Source organism: Algoriphagus yeomjeoni, assembly GCF_049821175.1.
In the GTDB taxonomy this organism is placed as follows: domain Bacteria; phylum Bacteroidota; class Bacteroidia; order Cytophagales; family Cyclobacteriaceae; genus Algoriphagus; species Algoriphagus yeomjeoni_A.
Window position 1 is genome coordinate 4300721 of the sequence record NZ_CP187512.1, and the last position, 22568, is coordinate 4323288.

General features: G+C 41.0%; 20 protein-coding genes and 1 tRNA gene. 9 read left to right on the top strand and 12 right to left on the bottom strand.

Features of this window, described 5'->3' with window-relative positions:
* Positions 1-6 precede the first annotated feature (6 nt).
* The 3 genes from ACPUEN_RS17650 to ACPUEN_RS17660 form a co-directional block, all read right to left on the bottom strand.
* On the bottom strand, positions 7-1923 hold the full coding sequence (locus ACPUEN_RS17650; protein ID WP_425637270.1) for an amylo-alpha-1,6-glucosidase: 1917 nt from the start codon (positions 1921-1923) through the stop codon (positions 7-9).
* A 343-nt stretch (positions 1924-2266) separates the two neighbouring features.
* Positions 2267-2342: transfer RNA gene (locus tag ACPUEN_RS17655), tRNA-His, on the bottom strand.
* Positions 2343-2418: 76 nt separating this feature from the next.
* Positions 2419-3762, bottom strand: coding sequence for a dihydroorotase (locus ACPUEN_RS17660; RefSeq protein WP_425637271.1), 1344 nt, complete (start codon positions 3760-3762; stop codon positions 2419-2421).
* Between the two features lie 47 nt (positions 3763-3809).
* On the opposite strand from ACPUEN_RS17660, the gene ACPUEN_RS17665 reads away from it, so the two are divergent.
* Together ACPUEN_RS17665 and ACPUEN_RS17670 are read left to right on the top strand one after the other, a co-directional pair.
* On the top strand, positions 3810-5183 hold the full coding sequence (locus ACPUEN_RS17665) for a DEAD/DEAH box helicase (protein WP_425637272.1): 1374 nt from the start codon (positions 3810-3812) through the stop codon (positions 5181-5183).
* An 82-nt stretch (positions 5184-5265) separates the two neighbouring features.
* Complete coding sequence (locus ACPUEN_RS17670) at positions 5266-6429, top strand: alpha/beta fold hydrolase (RefSeq protein WP_425637273.1); 1164 nt, start codon at positions 5266-5268, stop codon at positions 6427-6429.
* Positions 6430-6464: 35 nt separating this feature from the next.
* Here the strand turns inward: ACPUEN_RS17670 and ACPUEN_RS17675 are convergent, their stop codons facing one another.
* Positions 6465-6920: a DUF3995 domain-containing protein gene (locus tag ACPUEN_RS17675; RefSeq protein ID WP_425637274.1), complete on the bottom strand. Its 456-nt coding sequence runs from the start codon at positions 6918-6920 to the stop codon at positions 6465-6467.
* A gap of 21 nt (positions 6921-6941) precedes the next feature.
* Positions 6942-8243 (bottom strand): amidohydrolase, encoded by a 1302-nt coding sequence (locus ACPUEN_RS17680; protein ID WP_425637275.1) that lies wholly within the window; start codon positions 8241-8243, stop codon positions 6942-6944.
* A 147-nt stretch (positions 8244-8390) separates the two neighbouring features.
* Between ACPUEN_RS17680 and ACPUEN_RS17685 the strand changes: the two genes are divergently transcribed.
* From ACPUEN_RS17685 to dnaN, 6 genes are all read left to right on the top strand, one after another.
* Positions 8391-9089, top strand: a complete 699-nt coding sequence (locus ACPUEN_RS17685; protein WP_425637277.1) for an SDR family oxidoreductase — start codon at positions 8391-8393, stop codon at positions 9087-9089.
* A gap of 161 nt (positions 9090-9250) precedes the next feature.
* On the top strand, positions 9251-9769 hold the full coding sequence (locus ACPUEN_RS17690) for a peroxiredoxin family protein (protein WP_425637279.1): 519 nt from the start codon (positions 9251-9253) through the stop codon (positions 9767-9769).
* A gap of 233 nt (positions 9770-10002) precedes the next feature.
* Entirely contained in the window at positions 10003-10908 is a 906-nt protein-coding gene (gene gldA / locus ACPUEN_RS17695) for a gliding motility-associated ABC transporter ATP-binding subunit GldA (protein WP_425637281.1), read from the top strand.
* Positions 10905-11624, top strand: a complete 720-nt coding sequence (gene gldF, locus ACPUEN_RS17700; RefSeq protein WP_425637282.1) for a gliding motility-associated ABC transporter permease subunit GldF — start codon at positions 10905-10907, stop codon at positions 11622-11624. The genes gldA and gldF overlap by 4 nt, the downstream gene beginning before the upstream one ends.
* On the top strand, positions 11621-13309 hold the full coding sequence (gldG, locus tag ACPUEN_RS17705) for a gliding motility-associated ABC transporter substrate-binding protein GldG (RefSeq protein WP_425637284.1): 1689 nt from the start codon (positions 11621-11623) through the stop codon (positions 13307-13309). The genes gldF and gldG overlap by 4 nt, the downstream gene beginning before the upstream one ends.
* A gap of 240 nt (positions 13310-13549) precedes the next feature.
* Positions 13550-14674 carry a DNA polymerase III subunit beta gene (dnaN, locus tag ACPUEN_RS17710; protein WP_111611400.1) on the top strand — a complete coding sequence of 375 codons (1125 nt, stop codon included), beginning with the start codon at positions 13550-13552 and terminating at the stop codon, positions 14672-14674.
* 253 nt (positions 14675-14927) lie between these two features.
* On the opposite strand, the gene ACPUEN_RS17715 is transcribed toward dnaN, so the two are convergent.
* The 3 genes from ACPUEN_RS17715 to ACPUEN_RS17725 form a co-directional block, all read right to left on the bottom strand.
* Complete coding sequence (locus ACPUEN_RS17715; protein WP_425637285.1) at positions 14928-15158, bottom strand: VF530 family DNA-binding protein; 231 nt, start codon at positions 15156-15158, stop codon at positions 14928-14930.
* Between the two features lie 141 nt (positions 15159-15299).
* On the bottom strand, positions 15300-15686 hold the full coding sequence (locus tag ACPUEN_RS17720; RefSeq protein WP_425637287.1) for a VOC family protein: 387 nt from the start codon (positions 15684-15686) through the stop codon (positions 15300-15302).
* 49 nt (positions 15687-15735) lie between these two features.
* Positions 15736-16122: a glyoxalase/bleomycin resistance/extradiol dioxygenase family protein gene (locus tag ACPUEN_RS17725; protein WP_425637288.1), complete on the bottom strand. Its 387-nt coding sequence runs from the start codon at positions 16120-16122 to the stop codon at positions 15736-15738.
* 192 nt (positions 16123-16314) lie between these two features.
* Here ACPUEN_RS17725 and ACPUEN_RS17730 point away from each other — a divergent pair, with 192 nt between their 5' ends.
* Positions 16315-17946 carry a sulfatase family protein gene (locus tag ACPUEN_RS17730; protein WP_425637289.1) on the top strand — a complete coding sequence of 544 codons (1632 nt, stop codon included), beginning with the start codon at positions 16315-16317 and terminating at the stop codon, positions 17944-17946.
* An 87-nt stretch (positions 17947-18033) separates the two neighbouring features.
* On the opposite strand, the gene ACPUEN_RS17735 is transcribed toward ACPUEN_RS17730, so the two are convergent.
* From ACPUEN_RS17735 to ACPUEN_RS17750, 4 genes are all read right to left on the bottom strand, one after another.
* Positions 18034-18792, bottom strand: coding sequence for an SDR family NAD(P)-dependent oxidoreductase (locus ACPUEN_RS17735; protein WP_425637291.1), 759 nt, complete (start codon positions 18790-18792; stop codon positions 18034-18036).
* A gap of 73 nt (positions 18793-18865) precedes the next feature.
* Entirely contained in the window at positions 18866-20374 is a 1509-nt protein-coding gene (locus ACPUEN_RS17740; protein ID WP_425637293.1) for a sulfatase family protein, read from the bottom strand.
* Between the two features lie 94 nt (positions 20375-20468).
* Positions 20469-21548, bottom strand: coding sequence for a fatty acid desaturase family protein (locus ACPUEN_RS17745; RefSeq protein ID WP_425637295.1), 1080 nt, complete (start codon positions 21546-21548; stop codon positions 20469-20471).
* Between the two features lie 482 nt (positions 21549-22030).
* The gene (locus tag ACPUEN_RS17750) at positions 22031-22465 is read right to left on the bottom strand and encodes a hypothetical protein (RefSeq protein WP_425637296.1); all 435 of its coding nucleotides are present in this window, start codon (positions 22463-22465) and stop codon (positions 22031-22033) included.
* Positions 22466-22568: the final 103 nt, after the last annotated feature.

Genomic DNA, 22568 nt, shown 5'->3' on the forward strand with positions numbered 1-22568 from the left:
AGTCTTTTATATCTTTTTGACCAAATCCATCATTCTAAGCAATTCTGATACGCTCCATGCCTGGGAGATCGCTCCTTTCGGGCGATGCGGCGGATCTCCATCGTATATTTCTGCTACTGCACCCACTCCATATTGTGTCATTACTCCATCAAAACCTTTTACGATTTTTTGGATAAAATTCGCTCCTGATTTACCATGGAGTCGAATATACCCTTCCACAAAATGACCTAAAGGCCAAACCCAAACAGTACCATTGTGATAAGCCTCATCTCTGCTGATCTGATCACCAAAGTAATAACCTTTGTAGGCTGGGTCGTCAGGCGAAAGTGACCGCATCCCTCTTGTGGTTAGTAGCTTTGCTTTTGCTGTTTCCAGTACTTGGTCACATTTTTCATCGCTAAGCATCACATAAGGTAAGGAAGTAGCGAAAATCATGTTTGGACGAATCGACCAGTCCTTCTCTTCTCCATCAATATAATCTGCCAGATACCCATGTTCCTCAGACCAAAACTCCTTTTCAAAAGTATTACTGATTTTCGCAGCATGACTTGCTATGTCCTCATCACCAGTTAATTCATGGTAGAAACATAGTGCATTATACCAAAGTGCTTGAATTTCTACTGGACATCCCATTCTAGGTGTCACAGGCCCATCTGGGGTAACTGCATCCATCCAGGTAAGTGCCTTTCCTTCCTCGCCACCATATACTAAACCATTTTCCAAAACGTGGATATTGAATTCTGTACCATTAAGGTATCCCTCAATAATCCCTTTCATTTTACCTAAGTAGCGATCCTTAATTGTCTTACTATCTCCAGTATACTTGATGTATTGCTGTAATGCCCAGAAGTACCAAAGTGGTGCATCTATAGAATTCATATTTGTGGTGACACCACTTCCTACATTAGGGAAAATCGCTCCTTTAAGATCTCGGGACATGGTGTCCATGATATCTAGAAAAGTTTTTGAATCGCCAATTGTAAGTGTAAGGCCTGGAGCTGCTACGAAAGTATCTCTACCCCACCAGCCAAACCATGGGTACCCGGCAATGACTCTTGTATCTCCGTCACGTTGTCTCAAAAATTGACCAGCTGAATTCTTTAGGCAGTTCACAAAATTGCTTCTTGGAATTCTTCTTGCGATTTCTTTCTCAAAGGCATTTTGACGGGTTTTTGGATCCGCCTCTGTCAATCCTGCTGAGAATATAACAGATTCTCCTTTTTCTATTTCAAATTCAAAATACCCTGGTACATATAGGTCTTCTTGATAATCATATCCTCGCTCACGCTCTAAGATGTATTCAACATTGTAATACCAATCTGGAGCTGGTACAAATTCTACCTTCTTAGATACCTGTAAATAAAGTGGGTCGTACTTATCGTAAAGATGGAAAATTGCTCCATTAGCAGCTTTTTTATACTTTTTGTTTATAAAGGTGTTTGCCTTACAAAGATCATGATATCCTCTAAAAGCCAAGAATGGCTGAATGCGTATTTTAGTAGGAGAATGCGCATCTAACAAAGTGTACCTAATCATAAGGCGATCACGGTTGGTATCCAAGATCAATTCCTTTTGCAAAAGTACACCCCCTACACGGTAGGTTAATTTAGGGATAGGTTCTGAGTCAAAATCTTCTAGGTATTTATGTCCTCTAGGAGAATAATTCCCTGGAAATTTGCTGATGCCTAAGTTGAAACTGGCACCATGCTGAATTACCGTTTCATGAAGGGTGGACAGCATTACATGGCTTTGTGTATCAATTTTTGGTTGAGGTACTACAAGTAGTCCGTGGTATTTACGGGTGTTACAGCAAATAATTGATGTACTGGTATATGCACCGGAACGGTTGGATCTGATGATCTCTCTTTCGAGAGAATAGTTCAGATTGATTAGTTGTGTTTTATCGAAATGGATATAACTCATGTGGGAAAAATTCTATGTTGTTAAAAATAGAGTTTTGATCCGACAAGAAAAATGAAATGCAAAAAAATAAAGGCTATGTTTCCATAACCTTCTGTTTTTGTTGAAATAATCAGGAATGAATCGCTTCTTTTTGAATTTCTTCGAAATTTCTAAGCGATTCTTCAAATTTCATCAAGTAGCTTTTTGCCATTCTGATATTGATGGGTTTTACCTGAGGAAATTTTGGCGAAGTTTTGAACAAAGTGAACATCTGAAGTTGGTTTAGTTCTGGCAGGATTTATCAAATGCTATGCCAACGGAAATTCTATTACTAAAAAAAAGCCCCTCAAAATGAGGGGCTTTTGGGTGAAAGACCGGGTTCGAACCGGCGACCTCTGGATCCACAAACCAGCGCTCTAACCAGCTGAGCTACAATCACCATTTAAACATTTGGACTGGTTTCTTCCAAACGGTCTGCAAAAGTAATAATTCGCCATTCTCTTTGCAAGAGTCAGGTTAAAATTTTCCCATAAATCTAAGACGCTCGCCTTTCTTGTCTTCATGGAATGTACCGTTTTCGTACGCTAAATGTCCAGAAACGACTGTATGCGTGACTTTTGACTGAAAGGTATGGCCCTCAAATGGCGACCAGCCACACTTGGATAAAATATTTTCTTTTTCAACTTTCCAGGGATTATTTAAGTCTACCAGTACTAAATCAGCATAGTATCCTTCCCTGATAAATCCTCTTTCTTTAATATGGAATAGGGTAGCGACATTATGACACATTTTCAAAGCGATATTTTCAAGACTGATTTTACCTTGATGATAGAAATCCAGCATGGCTACCAAGCTATGTTGGTTCAGTGGTCCACCTGATGGTGCCTTTGTGTACACCTGAGCTTTTTCTTCAATGGTATGAGGAGCGTGATCCGTAGCCACCACATCAATGGTTCCATCTAGCATTGCATTAAAAATAGCCTCCCTGTCTTTAGCTTTTTTTATTGCTGGGTTCCATTTGATGAGATTTCCTTTAGTCTCATAATCCTCCTCAGCAAACCACATGTGGTGGATACAGGCTTCAGCGGTCACTTTTTTCTGTTCCAAAGGAATGGTATTTGTAAAAAGCTCCAATTCCTTTGCGGTACTGACATGTAAAATATGAAGGCGCGTTCCGTGTTTTTTTGCCATCGCTACTGCCCGGCTGGAAGCATCATAGCAAGCTTCCTCAGATCTGATTTTTGGGTGGAATTTGACAGGGATGTCATCGCCGTAGATGGATTTAAACTCATCGAAATTCGCTTTGATGATGTCGTCGTTTTCGCTGTGGATTGCGATAATGGCTTTACATTCTTTAAATATTCCTTCTAGGGATTCAATATTGTCCACCACCATATTTCCTGTGGAGGAGCCTTGGAAAATTTTTAATCCACACACTTTTTCGAAGTCAACTTTCATAATCTCATCCAGATTATTATTTGTCGCTCCCATGAAAAAGGAATAGTTCGCCAAAGAAACTTCGGCAGCTCTGGAGTATTTCTGCTCCAGCAATTCTACCGTAGTGGCTTGTGGGATAGTGTTTGGCATCTCCATGTAGGAAGTGGTACCTCCAGCAACTCCGGCTTTTGCTTCGGTATAGATCTCCGCTTTGTGCGTTAGTCCAGGCTCTCTGAAGTGAACCTGATCGTCGATTAGACCTGGGAAAAGATGCTTTCCGGTGGCATCAATATGTATATCAGCTTGCTCGGCACTGAGGTCATCTCCCAGTTTTGAGATTCTTCCATTTTCTATAAACACATCTCCCGGACTTATCCGGCCTTCATTGACTATATTTGCACCGGTGATCAGAATACTTTTCATCTTTACTCCTTTTTGGATTTTACTATTTCAACCAAAATTAACGAATCATGAGCAATGAGGCCTCAACATTTGAAGCATTTAAGCTAAATCGACAGCTATTAAATGCAGTGGCGGATGCCGGCTATGTTCATCCTACACCTATTCAGGAAAAAGCTATTCCCCTTGCTCTTGCAGGACATGATGTTTTGGGAATTGCTCAGACAGGCACTGGCAAGACCGCAGCCTACGTGTTGCCGGTTCTCATGAAGGTGAAATATGCACAAGGCGATCATGCTAGAGCAGTTATTTTGGCTCCAACGCGTGAGTTGGTAATGCAGATCGAAGAAGTGGTAGTTCAAATGTCAGCCAACACGGACTTGAGAATGGTTTCGCTTTATGGAGGTTTGGGACCAAAAACTCAGATAGAAACAATTGAGAAAGGTGTAGATATCATCGTTTCTACTCCAGGGAGATTTCTGGATATCTATAGAAAAGGAAAAATCCTGACCAAGGAAATCAAAACTTTGGTGCTGGATGAGGCTGACAAAATGATGGATATGGGCTTTATGCCTCAAATAAGATCGATTTTGGAAATCATCCCAAGGAAAAGACAGAACTTGCTTTTCTCTGCAACTTTCGGTGAGCGTATTGACAGATTCGCTGCTGAGTTTTTAGAATTTCCAGAAAGAGTAGAAGTCACTCCTCAGGCAACCACGGCTGAGACTATCGGCCAGGTGAAATATTTGGTACCTAATATTAAAACCAAGTTGAGCCTTCTGGCTCATTTGTTTAAGAATGAAGAAATCAACAGAGCGATCATTTTTACTCGGTCCAGACGAAATGCAGAAGAGGTTTTTGCCTTTTTAAGTCATAGAAGTTATGGAGAAGTGCGCGTGATCCATGCAAATAAGGGCCAGAATACCAGAATCAATTCTATTGAAGATTTCAAAGGAGGAGATGTTCGGATCCTGGTGGCAACGGATGTTGCTTCTCGAGGGTTGGATGTGACGATGGTTTCTCACGTAGTGAATTTTGATGTGCCGTTGATCTATGAGGATTATGTGCACAGAATCGGTAGAACTGGCCGTGCTACCAATGAAGGTAAAGCAATCAGTTTCGTGAACCCTGCTGAGCAATACCACTTTGAGAAGATCGAGGAAATCATACGAATGAAGGTGGAGGAAGCGGAAATTCCTACTGAAGTGGACATCACGGCAACTCCTTATGAGGAGAAACAAGCGTATGCGCGTGAACTGGATCGTTTACTTCAGCGGGATAATCCTGACTACAAGGGAGCATTTCATGAGAAAAAGGAGCTTAAAAAGCCAAATCCGCATCTAGAAGCTCAAGAGAAGGAAAAAAAGCGCGGTAATAAAAACTCGAAAGCCAAGACCAATAGAAATCAGCTGAAGACTAAGCATCAGAAGAATAAAGGGAAATAGGTTATACCTGCTTAAGGTTAATTTTAGCTAAAACTAATCTCCATCTGCTTGAAGTTTTATTTACTATGATAAAATTTGAGATGTGAGATTAGTTTTATTTTTTGTTTTTGTCAGTGCTTCCCTTCAGGCACAGTCGTTTTTGGTTCCCTACAACCACCTATTGCCCGATTCAAGGAAAATCGAAATTCAAGTTACATGCTTAAATGAGTTTGATGCAGCACGGGAAACTGTGTTTCTTTTGGAAGATGCTTTCGATGACCTTTATTTGCCTTTTTATGAATTGCTGGATTTTCCTGAGTCTAGCAATTTTGTTTTGATAAAAGGGAGAAAGGATAGCGAGGAGCTAAAAAGAGGATTGTTGCTTTCTGGCAGGCCGGATTATGAATTAGCATATAAGCTTTACAATCAGGATCAGGTGGCTCGTGATATCGAAGTTATCAGGCAGGAATTACTTGGGGATGAGCAGGTGGTTTTGTTGGGGTATTCCTCGGCTGCCATGGTTTTACAGCATTATCTATCCTTATATCCTCAGCATGTAAGTAGAATGATCAGCGTCAATCCTTTGGTTTTTGATATTCAGAAAAACTTGAGTTTTCCCTCCTCAGGATTGTCGTTCTCAGATTTGAAACTCAGTGGTGAGCAGCAGGTTGATTTCAGTTATTATGCAAATTTCAATAGAGAGAAAAAAGGCAGGAAATCCTTATCCAAAGATAACCTGAACGATTTTTTGACTTTTCAGGATGTATTGACTGGGCTAGCTACAAATCAGGATACCGCAAGCAACTTCCCTTTAATGGTGAGATTATTTGAACATGCAATAGCTCTCTCAGGATTTCAGGATTCTCTGAATAAGAGCAACCTGAGTCTAGAAGTAATGAAAAAAATGAGTAGCCCGCTTTGGAATGCTTATCAAAGTAGCAACTTTGATTTCTATGGGACCAACTACGATCGGTTACTGGAATTTGAGGGGAAAATGACCTTGATCGGAGGAGCCTTTGATCAATTGATTTACTCCAAATCTTATGATGTACTTGCAGAGTATTATTCTAATAGCACTTTGCTGCTGCTCAAAGACGGTCATGGACTGCAGCAAGCGCTGAGTTTACCTTCTTTCAAGGAATTGTTAAATGCTTTCATTACTAATGACACTGCTGGGAAGATTTCTGCCTATAAAAAAATGTCTGATGAGAACTTCATCTTCGAAAAATACGATGATGGAGCATTTAAAGTGCCTCCGCTATTTTGACCTATACTACGATTTCCTATAAAAGAAAAACCAGCTCAAATAGAACTGGTTTTTCTTGAAATTTGCAGGCTTTTATACAGTAATATTAATCCTACTATCGCGATAATTAAACACAAAGGAGAAAAGAATAAGGTGTCTGTTTTCGCAAATTCTGTTGATTTAATTTGCTTGAAAAAGCCAATGTATTTGAAATCACCCAAAGCTCTCAACCCAAAAATTAGTGGGACAGCCCAAAGCCCAAATATTCTAACCCAAAACGGTAATTTGCGATTTGCCGAAATGAAGGTTATCCAGTAAAATGCTGCGAATAGAGTTAGTCCAGACCCCACAATTATGCTGTCAAATGTCTGCGGACTCAGCATTTGCTGCCCTTGTTCATTTGTAGGTAAGACACTTTCAAATCCCCAAACCCCTCCACTTGCCCAGTAAAAATGAATTAAGGCAAGAATAGAAAATATTACAATTAAAAGTATGGCTAGAGTTGATTTCATAGTCATGAGCTATTATTCTACTCATTTATTCTTTTCCATGTAATCCACAACGAAATAACTCAAGGTTCGCATTCCTAGCACAAATCCACCTTCGTCGATATAGAATCCAGGCGTATGATGAGAAGGTGTTGTCAATGGATCACCACCTTTTTTCATTCCTCCTAAAAAGATAAAAACACCTGGTTTTTCTCTCTGGAAAAAGCTAAAGTCTTCTGCACCTGTCACCGGGTTCAAATAAATTAAATTCTCTGCTCCTGCAGCCGCTTCCAATGATGGAAGCATTTCCTTTGTCAAATCAGGATTGTTAACTGTAGAAGGATATAGTTTTTCAAGCTTCAGGTCAACGGTAGCCCCAGCGCTTTCAGCAATATTTATGACAATCTCATTGATGCGCTTATGTACCAGCTTTTGCTGCTCGTCTCCAAATGTTCTTACGGTACCTATCAATTTGACTTCCTCTGGGATAATATTATGACGAATACCGCCGTGGATCGCTCCGATTGTGACTACTGCTGGATTCTGGGTTACATTTACACTTCTGGAAAGAATGGTCTGAAGTCCCATAATAATTTGTGAGCTGGTTACGATTGGATCCACACTTGACCAAGGATAGGCACCATGAGCCTGTACTCCTTTTACGGTAATTTCTAGATTATCCACCGCCGCCATGATCGGTCCGGATCTGTAGCCTATCTTTCCAACTTCTGTTTGCGAATTGATATGCAAACCGAAAACCGCGTCCACATCGTCCATCACGCCTTCTTTAACCATCAGTTCTGCTCCGGCAATATCTACATCATAGACACCTTCTTCTGCTGGCTGGAATAGGAATTTCACATTCCCTTCCAGCTCATCTTTCATGCTGGCCAACACTTCTGCCACACCCATCAGAATGGCGACGTGAGAATCATGACCACAGGCATGCATTACTCCGGTTTCCTGACCATTGTAAGTTGCTGTATTTACAGATTTAAAAAGCAAATCATTGCGTTCGGTAACTGGGAGCCCATCCATATCTGCCCGAAGCGCGACTGTAGGTCCAGGCTTTCCTCCTTTCAACACACCAACTACTCCAGTTACAGCAACATTTTCAGTCACCTCAATTCCAAGAGAGCGAAGATGGTCTGCTATTTTCTTTGCGGTACGAAACTCCTGATTTCCCAGCTCAGGATGCATGTGAATATCCCTGCGCCACTCGATCACTTTGGCTTCAATTGCGTTTGCTTTTGTGTCGATAGTTGAGCGGAGTGCTGTTTGTGCCAAAAGCGTTTCTGTTCCTACGAACATTGACACAAAAAACAGTGAGTGTAAAAGGTATTTCATGGTTGGTGCTATGTATTGGTATTTATCAAATTTAGAAAAATGTCTTAATGCTCAAGCTTTTTCCCAGCCAAATGCTGAAAAGTCATCTTAGAAAGAACTATTTCATCTGAATTGACTTTGTATAGAACAATCATTTAATAAGAATCTATGCAACTCAATAATCAAATCGCGGTAGTAACTGGCGTGAGTAAAGGAATAGGGCTGGAGTTAGTGAAATTACTGCTTGTAAAAGGAACCATCGTTGCTGGCTGGGGAAGAAATTCGCCTGATTTTCAGCATGAAAATTTCCACTTTTTCTCCTGTGATGTATCTAAAGAAGAATCGGTTGAAAGTGCTTTTCAGGCCACCGTTGGGAAGCTAGGGAAGGATATCCGGATTTTGGTTAATAATGCTGGATTTGGCGTAGCAGGAGATACCGAGACTTTTTCCTCTGAAGACTGGAAGGCAATGTTTGATACCAACGTTCATGGGATTTTCTACACCACTAAGCGTTTGATCCCGGGTATGAAGGCTGCCGATGAAGGACATATATTGAATGTTGCATCTATAGCAGGATTGAATGGTGTGAATAAATTTGCCGGATATGTAGGTACTAAGCATGCCGTTCGAGGGATTTCTCATTCTTTATATATGGAGCTAAGAGATTTCGGGATTAAAGTTTCTACTATTTATCCAGGCTCTATTCAGACCAATTTCTTTGATGAAATACAGGGAGTGGATGCCCATGAAAATATGATGAGACCGATCGATGTCGCTACCACAATGGTACAAACACTGGAAACTCATCCGAACTACTTTGTGGCGGATGTGGAATGCAGACCGCTTAGACCAAAGGGTAAGAAATAAAAGAGGTCACTGAGATACAATCAGCAGGCTAATGATCTGCCTTCAATAGTGTTTCAACTTATATTATTTACAAACACAGAAAACATAATTTGACCTTTTGGGTAATTCCAACCTTGTTTTAAGAGAGTTATGTGTTTATTTTGAAAGTAATCTTTTAACTGATGAAAAAAACAAATCTGATTATTCTTCTCGTAGTCCTTTTAGGAGGTGCTACTTACATGGGATATTTATCTCAAATAGGGACTCCTGCCACAGCGGCTCCGGTTTCAGCACCTAGTGAATTACCTGATTTTACTTTGAATGATATAAATGGTAAAGCAACCTCGATACACGAGGTAGCTGGCGATAAGCCAACACTTTTTATATACTTCAATTCTACTTGTCACCTATGCCAGGAAGAACTTGGGGAGCTTTCAAAAAGAATTGAGGAGTTCAAAGATTATAGTATTATTCTAACGACGGTTCAGCCTTTGGATGAAATGATTGATTTTGCAACAGGGTTGGGAATCAAAGAAAAAAGCAATGTTCATTTCCTTCTAGACTCGAATATGGAGGTTGCAAGTTTCTTGCAAATTAGGAGTGTTCCTTCCATCTATTGCTACGATGCAGACAAGCAGCTTGTAGCAGAATATGTGGGGATTACGAAGATTGATCTATTACTGGAGAAATTGGGAGGGTAGAATTAAATCTTAAAGTAGGATTTTGAGTATTTTGTTTCATTAAGTCTCTGCGAATAAATCACTTGTAAAAGCTTGTATTTCAAATACACGAGATCATGTATTTGAAATTCATGCTTTTTTGTTTTAAGATTAGTCACAAGGAGTAAGCTTCCTTCTAAACGCTGACTTCCTAATTCATCTCAACTAAGGGAAACTACATTTTTTCATTACTTTTGACTGACTAAAAAAGCTACATGTCACTAGAAGTATCCCAGCTGACCAAACTTTACGGAACTCAGAAAGCACTTGATGAAGTGTCATTTTCGGCAACACCGGGAAGGATCCTTGGGTTTTTAGGTCCAAACGGTGCCGGTAAATCAACTACCATGAAGGTGATTACCGGTTACATTTCTGCTAATTCCGGTGGAGTAACCGTGATGGGCAAGGATGCAATCAATTCCCCAAAGGAAGTTAGCAAGCTCATTGGCTACCTGCCTGAGCATAATCCGCTTTACCTGGATATGTACGTACGGGAATTTCTAGAATTCTCAGGAGGCTTATATGGGATGTCTGGGCAAGCATTGAAGTCCAGAGCCAAGGAAATGCTAAATCGAACTGGCCTAGAGCCAGAGCAACACAAGAAAATCGGACAACTTTCTAAAGGTTATAGACAGCGCGTAGGACTTGCGCGAGCTTTAATCCATGATCCGCAGGTGATTATTTTGGACGAACCGACTACTGGGCTCGATCCAAATCAACTGGTGGAAATAAGGAGTTTGATTCAAGAAGTGGCTAAGGAAAAGACACTCATACTTTCTACGCATATTATGCAGGAAGTGGAAGCTATTTGCCATGATGTAGTTATTATAAATAAAGGTAAAATACTCGCATCAGATTCACTTAGCAATTTGAAATCTGGAGTAAATGAGGTTCAACTCATTCTAGAGACTGAAGAAGTACTGCAGTTGGAATGGTTTGAGAATATTGGCCCTGTGACTTTTGGTTCTAAAGGGACTTCGGAGGTGATGATTTCATGTCAAGATGCTACTTTAGGTAGAAAAGCTGTAATGAATATTGTGCAGGCACGCTCCTTGAATCTGATCAGTTTGAATCAAAGCAAAAAAAATCTGGAACAAATTTTTCGCGAGATCACTAGATGAAAAGCCTTCTCCTAAAAGAATTCAATTCCTTCTTTGGTAGCCTGTTAGGCTATTTGGTTCTATCGTTGTTCCTGATTGCGTTAGGGTTGATTGTCTGGGTTTTTCCAGAGACAAGCGTGCTGGATTATGGTTTTGCAGATCTGGAAGCACTATTCAGCTATACGCCTTATGTGTTTACTTTTCTGGTTCCTGCTTTATCTATGCGGGCTATTGCGGAGGAACGCAAGACTGGCACTTGGGAGCTTTTGAGGACTTCTCCACTTTCTTTGGTGCAGGTTATTTTAGCCAAATACTTCGCTCTGCTGTGCCTGGTGCTAGTGGCGCTATTACCAACTTTACTTTACTTCTATAGCATTATCCAGTTGGGTGATCCAATGGGAAATTTAGATCAGGCTGGCTTTTTCGGTTCTTGGATAGGATTAATTTTGATCGGGGCTGTATTCGCGGCAGTCGGTCTCTTTGCAAGTTCGCTCACTTCCCAGCAAGTTGTGGCTTTCGTTCTCGGGGTCTTTTTGTGTTTTGTTTTATACTTCGGATTCTCGGCATTGGCAGATATGCAACTCGGAGACTTTTCCTATTGGGCATCTGATTTTAGCTTGAGTTTTCATTATATCAATTTGAGTAGGGGAGTCATTGATTCCACTGATTTATTCTTTCTCTTTGGTATGATTTGGTTGTTTTTGGGCGGGGCAGTTTTGGTTTTGAGAAATAAATGAAAAATTCTGCTGTACATACCGCAAAGCCGTGGTTACTCTTTTTTGGAGGGATTTTTCTCTTTGCTTTGCTTGCGCAATTCCTGAATTTCAGGATTGATTTGACTGAGGAAAAACGCTATTCCTTGCATCCGGCTACTGAAGAAGTGCTTTCACAAGTCTCTGAGCCACTTCATGTAGATATTCTTTTGGTTGGAGAAAATCTCCCTGGAGGTATGAGGAGATTGCAGAAATCCATTGAAGAAACTGTAAGGACTTTCAATGCCTACAGTCCTGAAAAAATCACGTATTCTTATTTTGATCCCCTGAGTATAGAAGCTGATAAGCAAGAGGAGTTTGTGCTTTCCCTCACCGAATATGCGATAAATCCGGTGAATCTTTCTGTCAATCAGGCCACTGGCTTGCAGACTCAGCTCATTTTTCCAGGGATACTAGTTAGCAATCAAGAATATGAAACTGGCGCACTAATTCTCAAAGGAGAAAGAGGAATGAGTCCCGATCAAATCCTAAATCAATCCATCGAAAATCTGGAGTTTGAGCTAAGTAATGCGATTCGCAAGTTAACTTCACCCGAATCCTCCTCTATAGCGATGATAATGGGCCATGGAGAAATGAGTTCGGATGAAGGATATGGTATGGTCGAAGCCTTAGATGGAGATTTTGAATTATTCAAAGTGCCACTTGAGCAGGCCAATACCCCAGCTGATTTGGCTGGCTTTAAGATGATTTTTATCCAAGGACCAAAAGAAGCATACACCGAACGAGAGATTTACTTGTTGGATCAATATGTAATGAGTGGAGGCAATCTAGTGGTCTTGCTTGATGGCGTGGCTGTAGATATTGAAAATGCTGGTGGAGATGGTACTCTTGCGATGCCGGTTGATCTGGGGTTGGATCAGCTTCTTTTCCGCTATGGAATTCGGGTAAATAAGGATTTGATTCAGGATTTGAGTTTTGGTTACATCCCCGTGATGGGAGGTGATTTTGGTGGTCAACCTCAGATGGTTTCTTTGCCTTGGCCTTTTCATATTTTGGCTGGCAGAATGCAGGAGCATGCAATTACTAAAGGTTTGGACGTTGTTGAATTTCGATTTGCTAGCAGTCTCGATACTGTAAAAGCGGATGGGGTACATAAAACTCCCTTGATTTTCAGCTCTGATTTTTCTAGAATTTTGCCTGCGCCAACTCGCGTTGCCTTTTCAGATATGGAGCAAGAGCCTGATGTGAAGCAGTTTGGACTAAAGAATCTACCCCTTGCTTATCTATTAGAAGGAGAATTCAGCTCTTTGTATAAAAACCGATTTTTGCCGGAAGGCTTTGCAAAAGAAGCTTTTAAAGAAAGTGGTGAAGGAAAGGTGGTCGTGATAGGAGATGGAGATGTTTTCCAAGCTCTGACTAATCTCGAAGATGGTACTCCGTTGGCGTTGGGAGAAGATCCATTTAGCCAGACGACTTTTGCTAATAAGCTTTTTCTGAAAAACTTAGCTCAATATCTCTCGGATCCAGAAGGGATTATTGCTTCTCGCACCCGCACGTTTCAGATTCGCCCATTGAATAAGGCTAAGATCGCTCAGGAAAAGGCGTTTTGGCAAGGTTTGAATGTGCTGGCTCCTGTGATTGTATTGTTGATTTTTGGAGGGATTGTCTGGTGGATTCGAAAGAATAAATACAGCCGGAGAGTAAACTAGGTAAGAAAATCAGGATCTAAACCATTAATTTTTCAGAGAATCATTTATACGACGGTTCGAATTAGAATTTATTTATAAATTTACTCCCATTCAAAAGTAAAAATCAAATAAGCCCTACGATATGAAATCGAGCATTATTAAGCTTCTCACATTGGGATGATTATGATGCATGCGAGATTCTCCGTCCGACTGACGTAAGCCGGGCGGACATATGGCCTTCAAAAGACAAATTATAATCATATGAAATTTATTGTTTCCTCATCTGCCTTATTAAAGCAGCTTTCGGCTATCAATGGTGTGGTCACTACCAATCCTGTAGTGCCAATTTTGGAGAATTTTCTTTTTGAGATCAAAGAGAGTCTATTGACCATAACTGCATCTGATTTGCAGACATCGATGATCACAGAGATCAACGTGGAGGCAAAAGAAGATGGGAATATCGCGGTGCCAGCCAAGATTTTGATTGAGACGTTGAAGAACCTTCCTGAGCAGCCAGTGACATTTAGTATTGATCATGATACTTACGCAGTTGAAATCAGTTCTGATAATGGTCGATATAGATTGGCAGGTGAGAATGCAACTGACTTTCCAAAGATTCCAACTGTAAGCAACGCTACTTCTGTGGACATGTCCACTGAGGTGCTTTCTTCAGCTGTTTCCAATACCATCTTTGCCACTAGCTCAGATGAACTTCGTCCTGCGATGACTGGTGTTTACATCAATCTAAGCCCAACTAATACAACTTTCGTAGCAACTGACGGACATAGATTAGTTAGATATAGAAGAGTTGATATCGCTTCCCAGGAAGCAGCTACATTGATTATTCCACGTAAGGCGCTGAACTTGTTAAAGTCAACTTTGCCTTCAGAGAATCTTCCTGTAACTGTAGAGTTCAATCAGTCGAATGCTTATTTCAACTTCAATAACATCAAGATGATTTGTCGTCTGATCGATGAGCGTTTCCCTGATTACGAAAATGTAATACCTGCGGAAAACCCGAACGTGATGACTATTGACCGTTCAGAATTGTTAAGCTCATTGAGAAGAATTGCAATCTATGCGAATAAAACTACGCATCAGGTGAGATTGAAATTGACTGGTAGCGAATTGATGATCTCAGCTGAAGATCTGGATTTCTCAAACGAAGCGAACGAGAGACTTTCTTGTGAGCATGATGGAGAAGATATCGAAATCGGATTCAACGCGAAGTTTTTGGTGGAAATGTTGAATAACCTTTCTTGCAAAGAAGTTAGCTTGAAGTTCTCTGCTCCTAACCGTGCAGGGTTGATTCTTCCAGCTGAGCAGGACGAAAACGAAGACATCCTAATGCTGGTAATGCCGGTGATGTTGAATAACTACGTATAACAACCACAGACCATAAAACGAAAAGCCCGGAGATTTCTTCGGGCTTTTTTTAACCTTTGAGGTTTAGAAAACCTCGAAGGTCTTGATTATCTGAACCGCTAAGAACACGGAGTCCCGAAGGCTATCGGGATCGCAGAGAGTACAAATGCAATTCAACGATCAATTTTGACAGATCTTGAGAAATTCATCAGACGAGTACATTCATGACAAACTTTATTTTCGCTGCGTCGCCGCGCCGCTGCGAGAATAAAACTCACTTTTTCTTCGCATCTCGCAAAGACTTCAGATACAACCCTTCCACCCGTTCTCTAGCCCAGGGTGTTTTCCGGAGAAATTTCAAACTGGAATTGACTGAAGGATCATGCGTGAAGCAGCGAATGTTTATTCGCTCTCCGAGTTCTTCCCAGCCATAGAATTCAACTAGATGCTCGACGATTTCTGCAAGCTTGATGCCGTGAAGTGGGTTGTTGGGTTGATTTTCCAAATTGGGAATGTAAAATAGATGAGTTTAAAATTAAGAATTGTTTAATATATCTCGGTGATGATTTGAAAGTAAGATAACAGCCGTCAGGTTTTGGCCAACTTCTTAGGGTTACCTATTTCGGTCATCCGTCATCCAGCTTTTTCATTTCCTCTCAATAAAATCCCAAAGATTACCATACAAATCTTTGAAAACCGAAACAGTGCCAAATGCCTCTTCAGAAGGCTCTCGGATGAATTCTACCCCTTTTGATGTATAGTTATGATAGTCTCTGTAGAAATTGTCGGTATATAAAAATAGGAAAACTCTGCCTCCAGATTGAAACCCGACTTGATTTCTCTGCAATTCATCAGCGGCTTTGGCTAGCAGTAAATGACAAGAAGAGCCCGGAGGCGCTACACGAACCCAGCGCTTCACATCGCTGAGATGTGTGTCTTCAAGCAGCTCAAATCCTAAAACGTTTGTGTAATATTCAATTGCCTCATCATAATCTCTGACCAAAATCGCGATCTGTCCCAGTTGTTGTTTCATCCATCAAAATAGGTTAAATCCTATCTTAATAGGAAGCAGATCCGTGTATTTAAGAGGTTTTTTCTGCTGAGGATACAATGTCTTCGACGATGAAAATCGCATTGTTATTCAAATCATAGAGACCAAATTCATGTGTGCCCCAAGGGGTGTTTTTGCGAAGTTTATCGCATGTTACTACTCCTTTGATTACTAGGGATTCAAAATAGGGCTCGATATTTTTGACAAATATGCGAACTACCGAACCTCCCAAAAGTGGGTCATCAGGAGTGTCAGCATGCCATTGTAAATGTAGCTCAATTCCTTCCAGTCGCATGCCAGCATACATATGATCCCCGAAGGTCTTAACAAAACCAAAATTCTGATAATACCAATCCAAGTCTCTATTTATGTTTTGAGATGGTAGCACTGGGATAGTACATATAAAATCAGTTTTCATGGATAAGATATGAGCGATTGCAAAACTGGTTGATTTTTCAATAAGGTACCAAAGCTGAAACTGATTCCAAAGAACTTTACTATCAACGGCAGAAATGTAAAATGTTCTAAAGCTTTGTTTTCAAGGCATGATCATAAAGTTTTAATTTCTAGGGTAAATGGAATATCTTGAATTGCTTAAACCCACTGACCTATGAAGCATATACTTGCCATTTGTCTTCTTGCATTTTTCTTTTATTCCTGTCAAAAGGAGATACAAGAACCTGCGGAAATCACATATCCAACACGTCCTAATATCCTTTGGATTGTAAATGAAGACATGTCTCCAGAACACTTGGGAGTATATGGAGGCACAGGAGGTAAAACACCCGTTTTGGATTCTTTAGCCAAGTCTGGAGTGATTTTCACCAATGCCTTTTCTACTGCTGGAGTCTGCGCTCCAAGTCGTGCAGCGCTGATCACAGGTGCGTATCAGACTTCTATAGGAGCGATGCATATGCGCACGCTATCGTTTTCTTCAGCTCCCGGGGCAAATTATCCGCCGGATCATAAGCCTTATTCTGCAGTAATTCCGGAGGGGATGCGTGGCTATCCAGAATTCCTGCGCATGGCTGGATATTACACAAGTAATAATGTAAAAGAGGATTTTCAATTCGAGGCGCCGGGCACCATGTGGGATGAAAGTAGTAATAAAGCGCATTGGAGAAACCGTAAGGATCCTGACCAACCCTTCTTCTCAATATTTAATTTTACCACTACCCATGAATCCCAAGTGTGGGCAAGGGAAAATGAGAATCTGCTTGTTGATCCAGCAGACGTGACCGTGCCTCCGGTTTATCCTGACGATTCGATTACCCGTAGGACTTTGGCTCGATTTATCACAAATATTATGCGCTTCGATACTCAAGTGGGTGAACTCCTCCAGCAGCTAAAGGACGATGGACTGTATGAGAATACGATCATTTTTTACTATTCAGATCATGGGGACGGTATGCCATATTATAAGCGAGAATTATATGATCGAGGTTTGAGAGTTCCACTATTTATAAAAGCACCTTTCATCAAGCCTGGAACAGTGGACGATCAACTGGTGAGTTTTGTGGATTTTGGCCCTACGGTTCTTTCTTTGGCAGGAGTGAAAATACCTGATAATATGCAAGGCCAAGCGTTCTTGGGAGAGCAAAAATCAGAGCCAAGAAAGTATATCTATGCTGCTCGTGATAGAATGGATTCTGAAGTAGATCGAGTGCGTGCAGTAAGTGATGGCCGATTTAAGTACATCAAGAACTACATGCCTGAAAAGCCAAACTATCAGAAAATAGCCTATAGATTAAGCAATCCGCTGATGGTTCATTTGCTGGAATTGCATGAAGATGGCAAGTTGGATGAAAATCAGGAGAGATGGTTTGATGAGTCCAAACCTGAAGAAGAGTTGTATGACACCCAGTCAGATCCTTATGAATTCAACAACCTAGTTGGTAATCCTGACTATGCGGATAAGCTCACTGAGCTTCGTGATGCTCATTTGAAATGGATAGAAAACTATGGAGATATGGCTGCAGTTCCAGAAATGGAAATGGTAAGCCAATGGTGGGGAGGAGCAGATCAGCCACCATCCACAGAGCCTGTTGAGGTGAAATTTGAAGATGGTAAAGTGTCACTTTCATCGGCAACAGAAGGTGCTTCGATTGGCTTCAAAAATACTGCAACTGATGTGTGGTCAGTTTATCAAGTTCCTTTTGAAATGAATGCTGGGGATTCACTCTATGTGCTAGCTCATCGAATCGGCTATGAGCCAAGCGAGGGGGCGATGGTGTTGAAGTAGTGGAAGTTATGCCGCTGTCGCTGCTCGGGGTTGCAAATTCCGAGCAGAGACCCTAGGCTTTTTTATCCGCCAATAGAATTATCGAGCCTACTTCACCAAAATTCCGCCATCAATGGTGTAAGCCGAACCTGTTATCCATGAGGCTTCATCGGAAACCAGAAACAAGGCCAGCGAAGCAATATCTTCTGGTTCTCCAAGTCGCTTCATCAACGTGTTATTGGCGGTTTGCTGCACGATGGTGTCAGGCTCAGCAAATGCTTTGGCTGAATCCCAGATCATGGGCGTATTAACTGGGCCGGGACAAATTGTATTTACACGGATGGTTGGACCATAATCTAAAGCCATCTCTTTTACCAAAGCCACTAGAGCAGCTTTGCTCGCACAATAAGCTGCATGGTTGGGAAAACTTTTGAAAGCCGCAATCGAACTATTCGCAAGGATGACTCCCTTTCCATTTTTCTGCATCTCAGGAATCGCAAATCGGCTCAGGTAAAACACGGAATTCAGGTTGGTACATATCGTTTCATTCCACTTTTCAACCGAAATGTTCGTTACTGATCCTAATCCTAATTTTCCTGCATTGGTTACTACAATATCCAGTTTTCCGAAATTATGAATAGCCGCTTTAACGAGTGCTTCATTTACTGATATATGAGAAATGTCCCCCGCTACAAAAAATGCCTTTCCGCCTTTTTGAGTGAGGTTTCTTTCTAAATCCTTGCCTCGATTCTCATCTCGTCCGCTCAAAATCACGGAGGCTCCTTCACTGACGAATCGTTCGGCCATGGCTTTTCCCATGCCACTTGTAGCACCGGTTATGATGGCCGTTTTTTGGTTTAATCTCATTTTTTGGGTGACTTTTTATTCTGGTTTGAATAGGTGAAATCCATGAAAATTCGCTCCGATGAATTGATTTACTTTATAAACACGGAATTCCTTCTTTGGCAAACTTGCCAAATGGTGGCTTAATCTGATAATTTTCTATGCCTTGCTTGTAATCAAAATCTTTCAACTGGTAAGTAGGCGTGTACCGTACTTCATCCCAATACAAAGAGCGGGGTTCGCTTGCTCTCAGGTCTCCCGTTTCTTCCATCCAACTTTGAAGCTTTTTTCTCATTTCCTCTTTGACAGTTGCATAGGTTTTATCCCCGGCTAAGTTGTTTAGCTGATAAGGATCTACCACTACGTCATAAAGTTCTTCGGAAGGTCTTTTGTCAAAAGCTAAACTGAAATAGTCAGGCTTTCCTGCCTGAGTTTTTCCCTCCATGCTCATGATCAGATACTTGGTGATGGAATTGTCCACGTCCCCATATTGTCCCACGGATTGATGAACGGTGGGATCTCCGGCAGGATTTCGCTCGGGCATCATGTTTCGGATGTAAAGGTATTGGTGATCTCTGACAGCCCGCATAGGGTAGGAGAGGTCGCCCTTACGCACATTTGCATGACGCTCCCGTTCCAAATACACCTGATCTCTGTTTTGCTTTTTTCCAGCTATTAACTGCCAAAGGGATTGTCCTGACATGGAGTTTTGAGTTAATCCAGCAGCTTCTACAAAGCTCGGTGCAAAGTCTACAAAATTCACAAAATCATCGATTACGGTTCCTGGGTTGATTTTTTCGGGCCAGCGGATTGCAAGCGGCATACGTGTACCGTAGTCATAGAGATTGGCTTTGGCTCTAGGGAAAGGCATGCCATTGTCGCTGGTCATCACGATGATGGTATTGTCGAGTTCTCCCATTTCCTCCAGCATTTGGATCAGTTGTCCAGACTCTCGATCAAAGCGCTCGATCTCAAAGTAGTAATCAAGGATGTCATTTCGCACGCAGTCATTGTCTGGGAAAAAACCAGGAACGACAACATCTTCCAATTTCATCCCGGTTTGGATTCCCGTGTTTGTGTCATATTCCCGATGCGGATCTGTGCTCCCAAACCAAAATGTAAAAGGTGAGCCTTTTGGTCTTTCGTCTAGAAAAGCTTTGAAATCTTCATAGGGTTTTCCGGCAGGATTATTCGTGAAGCCAGTTGCTTGAAAATCTCCAGGACCCCAGCCTTTTCTAGTGGAGCCTGTGAAATATCCAGCTTGTTCCAGTAGCTGGACATACGTAGGATGGGTATTGGGGAATTCCGACCAGAGATTTCCTCCATCGCCATTTTGGTGCGGATACCTTCCCAGCAGTACGGCTGCCCGGGACGGGGAGCAAGAAGGGGATGCAGTATAGGCATTGGTAAATACTGCTCCTTCAGCAGCCAATCTGTCAAAAGTCGGTGTTCTGACCACAGGATCACCATAGATGCCAGCATGCGGATATGACCAGTCATCTGCTATCAGAAACAGGATATTTGGCTGAGAAGCTTTTGGGGCTTCTTTTTCTTTTGGACCTGAAAAAAAAGTGAGCAATAAAAGGAGAATAGTAAAAGCTGTCATGGCTACAGGGTTTAGCCAAATAAGTTAAGCTACTTCGTGCCTTGTTACAAATTTCGTCCTTTTAAGTAGAGGTGCTTTTTCGTCAGAAAATCCCCTAAGCTCTTCCTAACTGTCTCAACATATCGATATGATCACTAATAGCATCCATAAACGTGTCTCTTACCAAGTATGGTACATTGAATTCCTGAGCTGTTTCAGCAACTATAACTGAAAGCTCACGATAGTGAACGTGCGATATATTAGGAAATAAATGGTGCTCAACCTGAAAATTCAACCCACCTATAAGCCATGAAAAGAATCTACTTTTCGGTGCATAGTTGCTGGTAGTAGCCAGCTGGTGGACTGTCCAATCTCCCTCCATTTGACCCTCAGCGTCGGGCTGTGGGAAGGATGCATCTGAGACTATATGAGCCGTCTGAAACACTGCACTGATGCATATTCCCGTGACGAAATGCATACTCAAAAATGCTAGAATGATTATATAAGTTGGGAGAGGCACCATAAGTAGAGGAATCACTAGCGCATAAGAATAATAGAATATTTTCCACCCAAGAATTTTTAAGATCTCCTTTTTGAATTCTATTCCTTTTTTGAAAAAGCCCATTTCTTTGTATCGGTTGACGCGGACAAAATCCTTAGTTGTAATCCAAGAAATCGTAGAGAGCCCATAAAAAAACCAAATGTACAAGTATTGAAACCGGTGGATCCAATACAGTTTAGCGTTAGGGGAAAATCTTAAGAAAAACGGGGCGTTGATATCATCATCAGCATGATCAATATTGGTATAAGTATGATGTAGTACATTGTGCTGCACCTTCCAAACATTGGCGTTGGCCCCTATGAGATTCATAGTATATCCCAAATACTTGTTCACAGTCTGATTTTTGGAATAGGAACCGTGAATGGCATCATGCATAACCCCCATGCCCACTCCAGCCATCCCAAGTCCGCTTGTAATGTATAGTGTAAAAAGTAAGTATGCATTAGCTACTACACCTGTGCAGATAATGATGATTGGGACAATAAAAACGGACAGCATAATAACAGTCTTGAAGACCATATTTGCATTTCCATAGATATTCTTGTTGTTATTTTTGAAGTGATCATTAACCCTCATCCGTAAGGTTTTGGAGAATTCAGCATTTCCAGTTTTATCGAATTTTAATTTTTTCATTTGTATATGTTGCTGTGGAATCTCTTTTTCTGTTGAAAGAGTTTGGGTTTTGCTATAACTACATCTGTCGAGGTGAATTTGTTTTGAACAAATTACATACTCTTCCATTAGTTATTTAAATAAGTACATTTCATCAAGTAAAGGATTTTTAATTCAATTCTTGTTATTGTTAGTGCCCTGAATCTTATTCATTTTCACACACGATTAGGAGTAGTGGATTAAAGTGAAATTCTTAAGTTGTAAAGAATCAAATGCTTAATATTTGGGGTGAATGGGGCTTGAAGTATGTATTTGATCTATTTTTCAAATCCGTATTGGCAGAAATTTACATTTCAAGCTGGTGATGTACTTTATTTTCAGTTTGATGGGGTGATATTAAATTCAATAAGGGTAACTAAGGCCTGATCTGTCTTAATTTTGGACTTGTCAATTCGCTTCACTTTAGTGAAAATGCTGGACTACATAAGCTTAATTTGAAATAATCAATTTTGATTGGCTTTAACAACTTTTTTAGCCTTTCTCTTTTTTATTTCCCCATAAATGGAGCCTCCTATGGCACCTAATGCAATACCAGCTGGACCGGTAATAAGAATGCCAAGTAAGGGTCCTTGGTTGGCTTCTGGGGTCAAAATCAATGGGCCAAAAAAACCTAGTATGAAGCCTACTACGCCTACCCCGAGAGCTCCAGCGAGTATGTAAGATCCTTGACTAGGCTTCTTATTTCCCTGTTTTTTCCAAACACGATTTGCTAGATACCCTGCGGTAATAAAACTTGCAATACTCGAAATTACCATTGCCCATTTCGGAGGATCTGAATCGAAAAATATTGATACAATAGCTCCGAAAATCCAAAATGTAAAATAAAATACAGCTACAAAAGTGACAAAGGCAGATAAGATTCGGGTGGTTTTTTTCATTTGTATTTGAAAACGGCTGGATTGAAAGTATGTAAAGTACTAAAATTTAATGGGATGCCAGTTTGTGGCCTAGGCCATTCATTTTTATAGGATATGCATTTCG

Coding starts and splice junctions, on each gene's coding strand:
- ACPUEN_RS17690 (WP_425637279.1), top strand. CDS start 9,251: ATGAAAAAAACAAATCTGATTATTCTTCTCGTAGTCCTTTTAGGAGGT.
- ACPUEN_RS17740 (WP_425637293.1), bottom strand. CDS start 20,374: ATGACAGCTTTTACTATTCTCCTTTTATTGCTCACTTTTTTTTCAGGT.
- ACPUEN_RS17675 (WP_425637274.1), bottom strand. CDS start 6,920: ATGAAATCAACTCTAGCCATACTTTTAATTGTAATATTTTCTATTCTT.
- ACPUEN_RS17735 (WP_425637291.1), bottom strand. CDS start 18,792: ATGAGATTAAACCAAAAAACGGCCATCATAACCGGTGCTACAAGTGGC.
- dnaN (WP_111611400.1), top strand. CDS start 13,550: ATGAAATTTATTGTTTCCTCATCTGCCTTATTAAAGCAGCTTTCGGCT.
- ACPUEN_RS17745 (WP_425637295.1), bottom strand. CDS start 21,548: ATGAAAAAATTAAAATTCGATAAAACTGGAAATGCTGAATTCTCCAAA.
- ACPUEN_RS17750 (WP_425637296.1), bottom strand. CDS start 22,465: ATGAAAAAAACCACCCGAATCTTATCTGCCTTTGTCACTTTTGTAGCT.
- ACPUEN_RS17730 (WP_425637289.1), top strand. CDS start 16,315: ATGAAGCATATACTTGCCATTTGTCTTCTTGCATTTTTCTTTTATTCC.
- ACPUEN_RS17665 (WP_425637272.1), top strand. CDS start 3,810: ATGAGCAATGAGGCCTCAACATTTGAAGCATTTAAGCTAAATCGACAG.
- ACPUEN_RS17725 (WP_425637288.1), bottom strand. CDS start 16,122: ATGAAAACTGATTTTATATGTACTATCCCAGTGCTACCATCTCAAAAC.
- ACPUEN_RS17680 (WP_425637275.1), bottom strand. CDS start 8,243: ATGAAATACCTTTTACACTCACTGTTTTTTGTGTCAATGTTCGTAGGA.
- ACPUEN_RS17650 (WP_425637270.1), bottom strand. CDS start 1,923: ATGAGTTATATCCATTTCGATAAAACACAACTAATCAATCTGAACTAT.
- gldA (WP_425637281.1), top strand. CDS start 10,003: ATGTCACTAGAAGTATCCCAGCTGACCAAACTTTACGGAACTCAGAAA.
- gldG (WP_425637284.1), top strand. CDS start 11,621: ATGAAAAATTCTGCTGTACATACCGCAAAGCCGTGGTTACTCTTTTTT.
- ACPUEN_RS17660 (WP_425637271.1), bottom strand. CDS start 3,762: ATGAAAAGTATTCTGATCACCGGTGCAAATATAGTCAATGAAGGCCGG.
- gldF (WP_425637282.1), top strand. CDS start 10,905: ATGAAAAGCCTTCTCCTAAAAGAATTCAATTCCTTCTTTGGTAGCCTG.
- ACPUEN_RS17720 (WP_425637287.1), bottom strand. CDS start 15,686: ATGAAACAACAACTGGGACAGATCGCGATTTTGGTCAGAGATTATGAT.
- ACPUEN_RS17685 (WP_425637277.1), top strand. CDS start 8,391: ATGCAACTCAATAATCAAATCGCGGTAGTAACTGGCGTGAGTAAAGGA.